Source organism: Hymenobacter jeollabukensis (assembly GCF_005771675.1).
Taxonomy (GTDB): domain Bacteria; phylum Bacteroidota; class Bacteroidia; order Cytophagales; family Hymenobacteraceae; genus Solirubrum; species Solirubrum jeollabukense.
This window is the reverse complement of record NZ_VAJM01000005.1, coordinates 208,960-222,598: the sequence shown is the minus strand read 5'-3', so window position 1 is coordinate 222,598 and position 13,639 is coordinate 208,960. Positions and strand designations below refer to the sequence as shown.

At 63.1% G+C, this 13,639-nt stretch carries 11 protein-coding genes; 4 read left to right on the top strand and 7 right to left on the bottom strand.

Features of this window, described 5'->3' with window-relative positions; all coding sequences use genetic code 11:
• Nucleotides 1-36: 36 nt before the first annotated feature.
• Both FDY95_RS13140 and FDY95_RS13135 read right to left on the bottom strand, forming a co-directional pair.
• Nucleotides 37-405 (bottom strand): low molecular weight protein tyrosine phosphatase family protein, encoded by a 369-nt coding sequence (locus FDY95_RS13140; RefSeq protein WP_246074026.1) that lies wholly within the window; start codon nucleotides 403-405, stop codon nucleotides 37-39.
• 49 nt (nucleotides 406-454) lie between these two features.
• Nucleotides 455-1,489: a LacI family DNA-binding transcriptional regulator gene (locus FDY95_RS13135; protein ID WP_138078222.1), complete on the bottom strand. Its 1,035-nt coding sequence runs from the start codon at nucleotides 1,487-1,489 to the stop codon at nucleotides 455-457.
• A gap of 455 nt (nucleotides 1,490-1,944) precedes the next feature.
• Between FDY95_RS13135 and FDY95_RS13130 the strand changes: the two genes are divergently transcribed.
• The 3 genes from FDY95_RS13130 (at nucleotide 1,945) to FDY95_RS13120 (ending at nucleotide 4,332) form a co-directional block, all read left to right on the top strand.
• On the top strand, nucleotides 1,945-2,445 hold the full coding sequence (locus FDY95_RS13130) for a helix-turn-helix domain-containing protein (protein WP_138078221.1): 501 nt from the start codon (nucleotides 1,945-1,947) through the stop codon (nucleotides 2,443-2,445).
• Nucleotides 2,446-2,698: 253 nt separating this feature from the next.
• Nucleotides 2,699-3,757 carry a UDP-glucose--hexose-1-phosphate uridylyltransferase gene (locus FDY95_RS13125; RefSeq protein ID WP_138078220.1) on the top strand — a complete coding sequence of 353 codons (1,059 nt, stop codon included), beginning with the start codon at nucleotides 2,699-2,701 and terminating at the stop codon, nucleotides 3,755-3,757.
• A 299-nt stretch (nucleotides 3,758-4,056) separates the two neighbouring features.
• Nucleotides 4,057-4,332 (top strand): tetratricopeptide repeat protein, encoded by a 276-nt coding sequence (locus FDY95_RS13120; RefSeq protein WP_138078219.1) that lies wholly within the window; start codon nucleotides 4,057-4,059, stop codon nucleotides 4,330-4,332.
• A 470-nt stretch (nucleotides 4,333-4,802) separates the two neighbouring features.
• Here FDY95_RS13120 and FDY95_RS13115 read toward each other — a convergent pair whose 3' ends face one another.
• The 5 genes from FDY95_RS13115 to FDY95_RS13095 form a co-directional block, all read right to left on the bottom strand.
• The gene (locus FDY95_RS13115; protein WP_138078218.1) at nucleotides 4,803-6,002 is read right to left on the bottom strand and encodes a hypothetical protein; all 1,200 of its coding nucleotides are present in this window, start codon (nucleotides 6,000-6,002) and stop codon (nucleotides 4,803-4,805) included.
• A 175-nt stretch (nucleotides 6,003-6,177) separates the two neighbouring features.
• Nucleotides 6,178-6,693, bottom strand: coding sequence for a hypothetical protein (locus FDY95_RS13110; RefSeq protein ID WP_138078217.1), 516 nt, complete (start codon nucleotides 6,691-6,693; stop codon nucleotides 6,178-6,180).
• A gap of 51 nt (nucleotides 6,694-6,744) precedes the next feature.
• Entirely contained in the window at nucleotides 6,745-8,400 is a 1,656-nt protein-coding gene (locus tag FDY95_RS13105) for an acyl-CoA carboxylase subunit beta (RefSeq protein WP_138078216.1), read from the bottom strand.
• A gap of 206 nt (nucleotides 8,401-8,606) precedes the next feature.
• Nucleotides 8,607-9,638, bottom strand: coding sequence for an MlaD family protein (locus FDY95_RS13100; RefSeq protein ID WP_171025668.1), 1,032 nt, complete (start codon nucleotides 9,636-9,638; stop codon nucleotides 8,607-8,609).
• A gap of 89 nt (nucleotides 9,639-9,727) precedes the next feature.
• Complete coding sequence (locus FDY95_RS13095) at nucleotides 9,728-10,498, bottom strand: N-acetylmuramoyl-L-alanine amidase family protein (protein ID WP_246074035.1); 771 nt, start codon at nucleotides 10,496-10,498, stop codon at nucleotides 9,728-9,730.
• A 241-nt stretch (nucleotides 10,499-10,739) separates the two neighbouring features.
• Here FDY95_RS13095 and FDY95_RS13090 point away from each other — a divergent pair, with 241 nt between their 5' ends.
• Entirely contained in the window at nucleotides 10,740-13,487 is a 2,748-nt protein-coding gene (locus FDY95_RS13090; RefSeq protein WP_138078214.1) for a putative LPS assembly protein LptD, read from the top strand.
• Nucleotides 13,488-13,639: the final 152 nt, after the last annotated feature.

Here is a 13,639-nt window from a genome sequence, read left to right as displayed (position 1 = left end):
GGCGGCAGAATACGCCACCGCGCCGCCAACCCTGACTCAGCGCAGCAGCCCGCGGCGGTACACGTCTTCGACCCGTTCACGCAGGGCCGTTACCAGCTGCGGCTCCATGTAGAGGTAGTCGTCGGGCAAATACAGGCACACGATGCGCTTCTGGCGGTACACCTCCGGGAAATGCTTGCGGATGTGCTGGCGGTGGTGCTTTTCCATCACCACCACGGCGTCGGCCCAGGCCAGCAACTCGGGCGTGAGCACCTGCCGGGCCAGGCCGGAGGTGCCGGCCGACTGCACCTCGAAGCGCGGGTCGTCACGGTAGATTTCGTGGGCCGTAGCGCTGCGCATGTGGTTGACGGTGCACACGAACAGGAGCTTGAGCGGTTGCTCGGGCATCAGACTATCTGCACTCATTTTCGATAGCAATAAGAACAGCGGCAGCCGCTATCCGCGCCAGCAGTCGTCAGCCCCGCCCGCCGGCCTGCTGCGACGATTCCCGGATGACCAGCTCGGGCTGCAGCACCACGCGGCGGGGAGCGTACTGGTGGGGCTGCTCGGCCACCATATCGAGCAGCAGGCGTACGGCGGTGCGGCCCATTTCCTCGCAGCGCTGGTCCACGGTAGTCAGGTGGGGCTCGGTGAGCAGGGTGAACAGCTCGTTGCTGAAGCCGGCCAGGGCCACGTCCTGCGGAATGCGGAGGCCGGCGGCGCGCAGCACCGGCATGGCCCCGGCCACGGCCAGGTCGTTGGCGGCAAATACGGCGTCGAGCTGCGGGTTCTGCTCAAGCAGCGTTTCCATAGCCTGCCGGCCCTCGGGCAAAGTCAGGTCGCAGAAATGCACCAATGTCGGGTCGTAGGGCAGGTCGTGGGCGCGCAGGGCGTCGCAGTAGGCGCGGTAGCGGTTGCGGCAGATGTTCAGGTGCTGGGGCCCGCCGATGTGGGCAATGCGCCGGCAGCCCTGCCCGAGCAGGTGCTCCACGGCCTGATAAGCGCCCTGGTAATCGTCGAGCACCACCGCGCTGACCTGCGGCAGCTCCGGCACCCGGTCGAAGAACACCAGCGGCAGGTCGCGGCGGCGCACGTCTTCGAAGTGCTGCACGTCCTTGGTCGTCAAGGACAGCGACACCAGAATGCCTTCGACCTGCGCTGTGAGCAGGGTGTCGAGGTTTTTTTTCTCGTGCCCCGCGTTTTCGTTGGACTGGCACACCATCACGTTGAAGCCCGCCTGCGTGGCCCCGTGCTCGATGCCCTTGAGCACGCGGGCAAAAAAGTCGCCGTCGATGTGGGGCACGATGACGCCGAGCGTGTTGCTGCGGCCTTTGCGCAGCGCGGCGGCCAGGTGGTTGGGCTGGTAGTTTAGCTCCTGCGCCAGCTGCCGCACCCGCTGCCGGGTTTCTTCGCTGATGCGCCCCTGCCCGCTGAGCGCCCGCGAAATAGTTGAGGGCGACAGGTTTAGCTTGGTAGCCAGCTCAGCAATGGAAGCGCGGGAGAGATTCAAGGGACTGAAGGCAAAGTGGCAGCATAGAGCAGCGCGAAGGCCGGCCGGTGCTACTAAAGACGAAAAACTGCAGGAATCAGTGCCAGACTAGAGTGTGGGAGCTAGGCATTGCAGAATACCAAAGCTACTGTTAGCCGCCCAAAATGCGGAATCGATTGCTCGGAAAATACAGAATGTGGGCGTATTTGAGCGGCATCACCCCGCTGGGCACCGGTCACAAGAATTTATGATTCAGCTTAGTATACATCCACCAAGTCAAAAAATATTCTTTCAATAGTCTGTATAACAGACCAATATAAAAGAATAAGTCAAATTAATTTTTAACCAGCAGCTGCTATTTGGAAGGCGGCATCAAAATTTTTCATGCGCAATCGTTTGCGCATGAAAACAGAACTTAATACTTTCGAAGCGCCACTGAAAACATTCCCTCGTCCCCCGCAGCCACAATCGTTTCAATGGGTCGTCAACGCCACTCCCTGCAACTCACCCGCAAGCAGCGGGCTTACCTGGAAGACTTCGTCAGCTCCGAAACCATCTCGCGGCAGCAGCGCAACCGCGCGCAGGTGCTGCAGCACTGGCTGCTGGACATGCCGGCCCAGGAGTCGGGCGAGCAGCTGAATCTGAGCATCGACCGCGTGTACAGCATGCGTCGGGCCTTCAGCCAGCAGGGTTTCAATGACTACCTGCACGCCGTGCCGCGCTGCGGGGCGCCCACCAAGCTCACGCCCAAGCTGGAATCCTTGCTGCGTCGGCTGATGCGCGGCCCGGCCCCGGCCAGCCACCGTCGCTGGACGCTGCCGCTGCTGGCCCAGCGCGTGGTCGAAATGGGCTACACCGAGCGCATCTGCACCATCACCGTGCAGAAGGCCCTCAAGCAGATGAGCGCCTCCACCCTGCCCCGCGAATCGGCTATGACGACCACCGAGGGCGCCCTGCAGCTGATGCAGGCGTCCTAACAGCTCAACCAAGCATTTTTCTGGCAGCGCCGATGGTACCCCGTCGGCGCTGTTTTTTTGCGCAGTGGGGACCAATGACACCAGGCTATTCCGCCTCTGCGCAACCGGCACCGGGCGCGGGTCGGGGAACAGAACCCGGCCAGTCAGCTCGGCCCGCCACGAATGGCAGCAACCTGCGGCCGCCGGAGCGGTATAGTATTGGCGGCCTTTGCCGACCTTTCCGGCGGCATTTTTATCACCGCACGCTCCTCTTATGGCCTCCTTCGACCTTGCCCAGCAACCGCACCGGCGTTTCAACCCCCTCACCGGCGAATGGCTGCTCGTGTCGCCGCACCGGGCGCTGCGGCCCTGGCAGGGCCAGCAGGAAGCCCCCGACCGCTCGCAGCGCCCCGCCTACGACCCGGGCTGCTACCTCTGCCCCGGCAACACCCGCGCCGGCGGCATCGTGAACCCGCCCTACACCGGCACCTTCGTATTCGACAACGACTTCGCGGCCCTCACGCCCGACGCGCCCCACGGCGCGGTGGAAGTGGGCGGGCTGCTGCGGGCCGAAGCCGAATCGGGCCTGGCCCGCGTCATCTGCTTCTCGCCCCGGCACGACCTGACCCTGCCCGAAATGAGCACAGCCGACATTCGCGGGGTGGTGGACGTGTGGGCCGCGCAGTTTGCCGAATTGGGTGTCCGCGAGGACATCAACTATGTGCAGATTTTCGAGAACAAGGGCGCGGTCATGGGCTGCTCGAACCCGCACCCGCACGGACAGATCTGGGCGCAGCGCACCGTGCCCGGTGACCCGGCCAAGGAAACGGTGCAGCAGCTGGCCTACTACCAGCAGCACGGCCGTACCCTGCTCACCGATTACCTGGAAATCGAGCTGCGGGAGCAAACGCGCGTGGTCATCGAAAATGCGCACTGGGTGGCGCTGGTGCCCTTCTGGGCGGCCTGGCCCTTCGAAACGCTGGTGCTGCCGCGCCGCGCGGTGCAGGACATTACCCAGCTCACCGATGCGGAAAAAGACGCTTTTGCCGACATCATTCGGCGCCTGACCATCCGCTACGATAACCTGTTCCTGACCTCCTTCCCCTACTCGGCCGGCCTACACCAGCGCCCCACCGACGGCCAGGAGCACCCGGAATGGCACCTGCACATGCACTTCTTCCCGCCGCTGCTGCGCTCGGCCACGGTGCGCAAGTTCATGGTCGGCTACGAAATGCTGGCCAACCCCCAGCGCGACATCACGCCCGAATACGCCGCCCAGCGCCTGCACGAGCTGCCGGAGGTGCATTACAAGCAGACGGGAGAACCGTCGTAGGGCCAAAGCCGGCCTTTTCGATTACGTAACCGCCCGGCAACGCCCAGGTCACATGACTGGCGGAGCTTTGCCGGCCAGTGAGGCACTACGCGTTGGGTAGGCAGTGCCTGGCTAAGCTGAAAACGCCCCGGCCCGTGTGGGAGCCGGGGCGTTTGCTTTTTAATACGCTGAGCGGGCTGCCCTTGCGGCTTTCTGCTCGTCATCCACCCCGGGCCGGACAACTCTTCCCAGGGCGCCACCATCTGCCGCGCTACAACCACCGCCCGCCACCGGGCTTCATCCCCTTCCACCGCCTAGCCATGTTCACCTCCTCCCGCCGTTTCCGCCAATGGTGCGGTATGCTCCTGCTACTGCTGAACGGGGGCTATTCCCTGGTGGAGCAGGGCCAGCTGAATGACGCGCTGGCCGTGTTTCAGCTCAACGTGCTCCTCTACCCCGCCAGCGCCAACACCTACGACAGCCTGGCCGAAACCTACGCCGCCCTCGGCAACCGGAAGCTGGCCACCCAGCACTACACCCATGCGCTGGCGCTGAACCCGAAGAACCGCGCGGCGGCCGAGTACCTGCAGCAGTAGCCTCGGCCACAGCCCCCGAAACTCTGCCAACAGCTCTCGAAGCATCATCCATACCATCCGAAGCCCCGCCGACAGCAACCGAAGCGCTGCCGACTGCAACCGAAGCTCCGCGCATAGTGCCCGAAGCTCCGCCAGCAACGCCCGAAGCTCGTTCCGCAGCAACCGAAGGTCCATCCACTAGCTATTGATGCGCCTTCGGGCATTACCGAAGCTTCTACCGGCGTCCTCGAAGCTCTTTTCGGATCAGCCGCAGGTTCTTCAGGCGCTACTGCCGACGCTTCGGGCCGAGTGGCCGGCTCCTGGCCACGTGTGCCAAAGCTTAACCCGGCGGCAACCTCTACTTCATACTGGCGCTAGACCTTTGTCGGCGAGTAAGGTGCTACGCTTTGGGTGGGTGGTACTGAGCTAATAAGGGCAAACGCCCCGGCTGGGTGGCCGGGGCGTTTTCGCGTTTGGTCGCGGCTGCTCTGCTATATCTCGAAAGCCAGCTGGCTGGTGCCCCGCTCGCTCGTAAAGGCTTTCACCATGCCATCGGCCGATACTTTCACGGCAATGCCGTAGGGCGCCAGGGTTTTGGTGGCGGCCAGCCGGCCCCCGCCCGTACTGCCGCCGTCAATCTTGATGATGGCGCCGGCCGCAATGACGTTGCCGCTGTTGTCTACGATGGTCGCCCCGTCGATACCGACCAGCTCTTTCCGGCTGACGCGGTCAATGTCCTGGAATTTGCGTTCCTGAATCAGCCGGCTGAGCGCGTTGGATTTGATCGACGTGGGGCGTTTCAGAATGTCCGCCCGCTTGATGGTGCTGGTCGGGCTCAGCCCGTCGTCCACGATGAGGCGCTTGACGTTGGAAAGGGCTATGGCCGCAATGCAGCCGCCGGTACGCGCAAAGGATACGTCGAGAATAGTAGCGTAAAGCGCTTTTCTCAATTCCACGGCCCCACCCCCCAGCTTTTTCATGATGGACTCGTGGTTGTAGTACGACCACTTGCCGTTGCGCTTGGCGAAGGAGAGTTTCTGGTCCTTGAAGATCAGAATGTCCCCGTTGTTGGTCAGCGTCAGGCAGATTTTGTGTTCCGTGGCGTGGTTGGCGAAGGAAACAAAGCGCAGCGGAGAATAGATGTTGTCGTAGCTGGTAATCGGGAGGGTGGCGTAGCAGTGCAGCGCCCCGTAGGCCGAAATAACCAGCGCACTTTCGGCACTGTTGGAAAGCAGGGCCGAAAAATCCTCCCGCAGAATGGACTTGATGGGCGGGTGCTGCTCGTCGATGGTCTGCTTGTTGTCGAACTCGACGACGATGCTGAACGTGGGCTTGCGCCCCTCGTAGGTGCGCACCGACCACTCATCGAAGGCCTGCAGCACGTCGACCAGCACCTTGCTGTGCGCCGCCGATAAAAACCGGCACAGGCCCACCTCAATGGCGTAGCTGATTACCCGGTTGCGGTACAGCGCAATGCTGCTGTCGTAAATCGACACGATTTCCCGCAAAACCGATTTTATCAGCTCCGAATCGACCCGGTTGAAGGCCTGGTTGCGGCGCAGCTCCAGCTTGTAGGTGGCCTGCTTCGAGGGGCTCAGGTGCATGAGCTGCCCGTTGCGCTGCAAGGCGGCCAGCTCATGGGTTTTGTCAGCCTCGACGACGTTGTCGGTTATTTCTGCCCCGGACAGCATCGGGCAGACATAGTCTTTGACTATTTTTTTGAATTCCTTGAGTTGCATGGCGGCGGCAGTTGCTGGCCATGTACGAAGTTTCGAATGGTTCGGCTTGCCGCGCTGCGGGCATCTGAGTTGTCCAATTGAATCGACGGTTACGGCAGGTCTTTTTGCCGTAACCGGTATCGGCTATTCACCCGTGGGCCTTGGGCACCCAGTTGTACCGCGCCGAGGCGTGGCGTTGCAGGCGCTGCCACTCTTCCGCCGTTACGCCTGCCAGCACCAGGCTCAAACTGCCGGCAAAGCCCGGCGTCTGCTTCACCACCAGCTCGGCCGTATCGTCTGCATACCGCCGGAGTTCCGCCAGATATACGCCTTCGCCCGCCGCCGCTTCCGCTTCGGTAGCCTGCAGTTCTTCCTGCCCGTAGTAGGTATCCGCGGGCCAGTCGAAGCGCAGGTCCAGGTAGAGGCGCTGGTATTCGTCTACTCGCAGCCGTGCATAACTGAAATTATGCTCCTGCCAGCGCTGCAGCGCACCGGAAGTTAGCGGCGTGGCCAGGCTACTGCGCTCCGTAATGCGCCAGTCGGCCGACGCGTCAACCCAACTGCCGGGATTGTTCTTGGCGTACCGGGGATGGACGATGGGCGGCAGGCCGTTCCCAACGGGCCCGCGCACCCACGTCCAGAAGGCCTTAGCGGCCGTTTCCAACACGTTTTTCCACACCGGTCTTTCAGGTCCTCAAGCGGCCGGAAATCTGCTTCACACCTGGATTACGCCCACATTGTACGCCTTCTCAATCGGGGCGTGGTTGGCCATGCTGATGCCTTCCGAAATCAGCTTGCGCGTCTCCAGCGGGTCGATGATGGCGTCGACCCAGAGGCGGGCCGCCGCGTAGTAGGGTGAGAGCTGCTCGTCGTAGCGGGCCTTGATCTTGTCGAACATTTCCTTTTTGGCCTCCTCGGTGAGCTTTTCGCCCTTGCCCTCGGCGGCGGCCACCTGAATCTGCAGCAGCGTATTGGCCGCCGCGGCCCCGCTCATCACCGCCAGCTGAGCCGTGGGCCAGGCCACGATCAGGCGCGGGTCGTAGGCTTTGCCGCACATGGCGTAGTTGCCGGCCCCGTAGGAGTTGCCGATGATGACCGAGAACTTGGGCACCACGGAGTTGGACATGGCGTTGACCATCTTCGCCCCGTCCTTGATGATGCCGCCGTGCTCCGACTGCGAGCCGACCATGAAGCCCGACACGTCGTGCAAAAACACCAGCGGAATGCGCTTCTGGTTGCAGTTCATGATAAAGCGTGCCGCCTTGTCGGCCGAGTCGGAGTAGATGACCCCGCCCATCTGCATGGCGCCCTTCTTGGTCTTCACGATTTTGCGCTGGTTGGCCACGATGCCCACCGCCCAGCCGTCGATACGCGCCAGCCCGCAGATGAGCGTCTGCCCGTAGAGGTCCTTGTAGGGCTCAAATTCGGAGTTATCCACCAGGCGGTTGATAATGTCCATCATGTCGTAGGGCTTCACGCGGTCCGACGGCAGCAGCCCGTAGATTTCCCGCTCGTCCTGGGCCGGGGCCTGGGGCGTTTTGCGCGAGAAGCCGGCCGTGGCGTGGCCGCCGAGCTTGTCGAAGATGTTGCGGATGTGGTCCAGACACTCTTCGTCGTTCTGGAACTTGTAGTCCGTCACCCCCGAAATTTCCGAGTGCGTGGTAGCCCCGCCCAGCGTCTCGTTGTCGATGGATTCGCCGATGGCCGACTTCACCAGGTACGAGCCGGCCAGGAACACCGAGCCGGTGCCGTCCACAATCATGGCCTCGTCGGACATAATCGGCAGGTAGGCCCCGCCGGCCACGCACGGGCCCATGATGGCCGCCAGCTGCACGATGCCCATCGACGACATCACCGCGTTGTTGCGGAAGATGCGGCCGAAGTGCTCCTTGTCGGGGAAGATTTCGTCCTGCATGGGCAGGTACACGCCCGCCGAGTCGACCAGGTAGATAATCGGCAGCTTGTTTTCGATGCTGATTTCCTGGGCGCGCAGGTTTTTCTTGGCCGTAATCGGGAACCAGGCCCCGGCCTTCACCGTGGCGTCGTTGGCCACGATGACGCACTGCCGGCCCTGCACGTAGCCGATAACCACCACCACGCCGCCGCTGGGGCAGCCGCCCTCTTCCTTGTACATGCCCTCACCGGCAAACGCGCCGATTTCGACGGTGTTGGATCCTTTGTCGATGAGGTAGTCAATCCGCTCCCGGGCCGTGAGCTTCCCCTTGGCCTTATGAGCGGCAATGCGCTTTTCGCCCCCGCCGAGCCGCACCTTTTCCAGGCGCTTCTGCAGCTGGAAGTTGAGTTGCTTGAGCTGGTCTTCGTTTTTGTTGAATTCGAGGTCCTGGCGGGAGGGCGTGGCGGGCTGGTTCACGGGAATGGGAAGCGTTGGGGAGACGAAATGCCCGCCTGCGCGGGCCGATTCCAAAGGTAATTGATTTCGCGCAGCAGCCTAACAGTCGTTAGGCAGACACGGCGCCGCGTGCGTCGTAGCGTGGATCTTGTAGTTCGCGCTACGGCACGCTACAAAAAAAAGCCCGCGTCTCTCAACGCGGGCTTTACATGTAAAGCAAGGACGATTTAGGGCCGCACGGCCGTGTCTACCGGCGTAGTCGTTTGCTGCGTCACGGTTTTGGTTTCGCGCTTGCGGGTTCCATCGGGCTTCACTTCCGACTCGGTTTTCTTCTTTTCCTTGTCGCCGCCCCCGAACACCGAGAAGTGCACGTAGCGCTTAGGATTGGCTTTCAGGTCCACCAGCAGGGCGTTGGCCGAGGCCGAGGTGGCGTTCAGGTTGGTGTAAAGCGAGTCGTCGTTGAGCAGCTTGCCCAGCGAGCCTTTGGTCGACGTCAGCTGCTGGTTGAGGCCCCGGATAGCCGACTGCGTCTGGGCCACGGTGGTGTTCAGGTCGCGGACGGTTTTGGCCAGCGGGGCGCGCTTGAGCGTGTCGGTGATGAGGGCGAGGTTGGTGGCTACCTGGTCGAACTTGCGCTCCGTCACGGCCAGCGAGGAGCTGAGCGCGGCCATGTTGGTGGTAATCTGGTTGATGTTGCGCTGGTTCATCACCAGCATGTTGCGCAGCGCCTCGGTGGTGGCCTGCGAGTTGAGCAGGGTCTGCTGCAGGCTCAGGCGGGCTTCCTTGCTCAGGAACTGGTTCACGCGGATGAGCGTGGAATCGACGGTGCCGAGCACGGGCAGGGCCTTGGCCTGGAAGGCATCGGTAAGGCTGGCGGCGTGGTAGCTGCGCAGCTCTTCGCCGCCAGTGAAAATTTTGGTATTGCGGCCCTGAATCAGCGTCACCGACTTGGAACCCAGCAGCGAGCCGCTGAGGCTGGCCAGCGTGGAGTCGCCGACCTCCACGTCCTTGCGGACTTCAATGGACACGCGCACTCGGTTGCCCTGTTCGGGCATCAGCTCACGCTTCTTGACCTGGCCCACGGCCACGCCGTTGAGCAGTACGGCCGCGCCGTCGTTCAATCCGTCGACGTTGTCGTAAACGGTGTAAAAGGTGCGGTCAGAGGAAAACACATTGCTGCCTTTCAGGAATCGAAAGCCAACAAACAACGCCACCAGGGCGACAACGGCCAGCAGGGCAACTTTGGCTTCTTTGGACACGGGGGAAGGCGGAGAGAGAAGAGGAAAGAGAAATATAGAGGGCCGCCGACGGCTGGCGGGGCAAGATAGGCGAACGGCGCGGCGCGCAGTTAGTCGGCGGCGCTGCTGGCCTCCAGGTCCTGCTTGTATTGGCGGAAGGCGCGGTAAATACCCGCAGCCATATACGACTGTCCGGCCTTATCGTTCAAGTACTGCTCCTCGCCTGGATTGGTCAGAAAGCCCACTTCAATCAGGGCCGAGGGCATGGTGGATTTCCAGAGCACCAGAAAGCCGGCCTGCTTCACCCCGCGCGAGGGCCGCTTCACCGAGGTGCGGAACTCGTGGTCGACCTTGGCGGCGAAGCGCAGGGAGTTGTCGATGTGGGCGCTTTGGTAAAGCGAGAAGAGGATGTGCGACTGCGGCGAGCGGGGGTCGAAGCCGCTGTAGCGCTCCTTGTAATTGTCTTCCTGCAGGATTACCGCGTTTTCGCGCTTGGCCACGGCCAGGTTGGCTTCGGTCTTGTGCGGGCCCATGGTCCACACCTCGGTGCCGCGGGCGGCCGAGGGGCCGGCGTTGCAGTGCACCGAGATGAAGAGGTCGGCGTTGGCTTTGTTGGCCACGCCGGCGCGGTCGGCCAGCTCCACGAAGTCGTCGGTCCTGCGGGTGTACACCACCTTCACGTCGGGCATGTTCTCCTCGATGAGGTGGCCCAGCTCCAGCACGATTTTCAGCGCCACTGCGGCTTCGCGGGCACCGTCGGGCCCGGCACAGCCCTTGTCTTTGCCGCCGTGGCCGGCGTCGAGCACCACGGTGCGCAGACGGTAATGGGCGGCCACAGGGCGCCCGTGGGCGTCGGCGCTCGAATCGGGCTGCTGCGCCACGCTCGCGGCCGGGCCGAGGCCCAGCGCCAGCAGCGCCGCCGCGAGAAGGACAATATTCCGCACGGTGTTCGTTAGATGGGGCGGCTACCCGCTATTTTTGCACTCTTAGCCACAAAATAAAGCAAATCTGCCCTTCGTGACTCTTTCCGCGGCGCATATTCAAACGCTATGCCGCAGCAGACGGGTGCTTCGCCCTTGGCGTACGCTCGTCCTGCTGATTAGTTATTGCCTATTGACGAGCGTGGCGCAGGCCCAGCAGCGCCCGACCGCGCCGCCGGCGCAGCCCCGCCCCGCCGGGCAGCCCGCGCCCACCATTGCCGCCCGCCCCGATACGGCCCGCACCGGCGCCGACTCATTGCGCGTGGGCGTGAAGCCCAAGGGCGACATCGAAACGACGGTGAAGTACCAAGCCAAGGACTCGATTCGCTTCAACGTGCAGGAAAAGCGGGCGGTGCTCTACAACAAGGCCAGCGTGAACTACGGCACGATGGACCTGAAAGCGGGCATCATCACCGTCGACTACAGCCAGAACCTGCTCACGGCCGAGGGCCGGGCCGACACCACCGGCAAGGTGCGCGACAAGCCCGTGTTCAAGGACGGGCCCGAAACCTACCAAGCCGGGCGCATTGCCTACAACTTCAAGTCGCGCAAGGGCAAGATTTCGGAGGCCATTACCCAGCAGGGCGAGGGCTACATCCACGCCGAGGTGGTGAAGAAAAACGAGCTGAACGAAATCTACGGCCTGCACGGACGCTACACCACCTGCAACTTGGAGCACCCGCACTTCTTCATCAACGCCTCGAAGATGAAGGTGGTGCCGCGCAAGCAGGTGGTGACCGGGCCCTTCAACCTCGTCATCGGCGACATACCGACGCCGCTGGGCTTTTTGTTCGGCTACTTCCCCACCCCGGGCAAGTCGCGCGCCTCGGGTTTGATCATTCCGACCTTCGGGCAGGCCCTGGACCGGGGCTTCTACCTGACCAACGGCGGCTACTATTTCGTGGTCAACGAGCACATCGGCCTGCGCGTGACGGGCAGCGTGTATTCGGGCAACGCCGACTCCTTCGGGGGCTGGGCCGGCAATGCCGATATGAGCTACCGCAAGCGCTACAGCTACGACGGCCGAGTGAACTTCAGCTATTCGCGCCGCCCGGCGGGCCTGATCCTGGGCTCACCGGACGCCAGCGCCAGCACCAACGTGCGCCGAAACTTCAAGCCGCGGACGTTCTGGCTGGACTGGAACCACTCGCCCACGCCGCGGCCCGGCGGCGGGCGTTTCTCGGCGCACGTACAAACGGGCAGCCCCGAGTTCAACCAGCAGAATTCGCTGGACGTGCGCAATTACCTCACACCCCAGTTTAGCTCGTCGGTCAGCTATTCCAAGCAGCTGCGCAACCTGCCCATTAACTATTCGCTGGGTTTGACGCAGGGCATCAACACCATTACGCGCGCCGTGAACCTGACGCTGCCCGACGTGACAGTGGGCGTGCAGCGTCAGAACATCTACCGCCTGTTTGGGCTGCCCACGCGCGAGCGGTGGTACGAGCAGTTTGCGCTGCAATACGACTTTATCGGGCAGAACCAATTTACCAACACGCTGCCGAGCCGCACCCTGGCCTCGGGCCTGCCGCTGCTGGGCGGCACCAGCAGCGCGCAGACCGTGCCGATCCAGCTGTCGAACCTGCGGCCGCTGCTGCGCAACTTCCAGGCGTCTATGCGGCACAACTTCGGCATCTCGCTGGGCAACTACACCCTCCTGCGCCACTTCTCGCTGGCACCGGGCGTGTCGTACAACGAATCCTGGTACCTGCAGCGCCTGACGTACCGCTACGTCTCCGAGGCGCAGGCCGTGCGCGTGGACACTACGCGCGGCCTGTACCGCGTGGGCACGGCCTCGGCCAGCGCCAGCCTCTCGACCAACCTGTACGGCACGTACAACTTTGGGAAAGACAAGGCCATTCAGGCCATTCGGCACCGCCTGGCGCCGAGCATCTCGTTCAGCGGCTCGCCCAACTACCTGGCCAACCCCAACTTCTACCAGCAGCCTTATAACCCGGCGGACCCGACCAACAGCGTGCTGCCGCTGAGCCTGCGCAACAGCTCGGGCCTGCCGTTTACGGCCACGCAGTTTTCGCGCTTCGCCGGCTTTGGGGGCACCGGGCCGGGCGGCGGGCCGGCGGGTCAGCTCGGCTTCAGCCTCCAGAACCAGGTGGAAATGAAGGTGCGCAACAACAAGGACACTACCGGCACCCAGCCCACCAAGAAAGTCAGCCTCATCGACGGGTTCGACCTCTCCTCCAGCTACAACTTCATCGCGCAGTCGTTTAAGCTGGCCCCGCTCAGCGCCAGCCTGCGCACGCAGGTGGCCCAGAAGCTGAGCGTACTGGTGGCCGGCACATTCAGCTTCTACCAGCGCGACTCTTCGGGCACGCTCATCGACAAGTACCTCTTCAACCAAGCCAACCCGCGCCTGGCCCGGCTGGATCAGGCTTCGGCACAGCTGAGCTACCAGTTCGACAGCAACCGCCGCCCGGGCCAGTCCGTGAACCGCCCCCAGCGCACAGCCCCAGTCAACGACCCGGTGCTGGGCAACCCCAACCAGCCTGATTCCTACGTCGACTACCTCGATTTCTCGATTCCGTGGACGCTGAATGCCTCGCTCGGCGCCCTCTACTCCGACCCTGGCCCGCGCCTGGCTCGCACCGGCGTGACGCGCAACCGCTCCTGGCCCACCGTATCGATGAACGTGAGCGGGGAAATCAAGCTCACCGACAAGATGCGCCTGAGCTACACTTCGGGCTACGACTTCGTGTCGCGCAAGGTCACGCTGACGTCCATCAACTTCTTCCGCGACCTGCACTGCTGGCAAATCACCGGCTCCTGGATTCCGACCGGGCAGATTCAGGGCTTCAACGTGACCATCGGGGCCAAATCGGCGCTGCTGCAGGACCTGAAGCTGAACCGCAACCGCACCTTCCTGAACCGCTAAGCCGGGCTGTTACCGCCGCGTTGGCCTCGAACAAGCACGGGCCGCGGCGGTTGTAGCGGCGCTGGTTTAAAGAAAATCGGCAGCTTTGCGGCCGTCCTCCGGGGGCGGCGCAAAGCTGCTCTGCTTTTGTATCCCCGCGAGGCGCTCCAGTT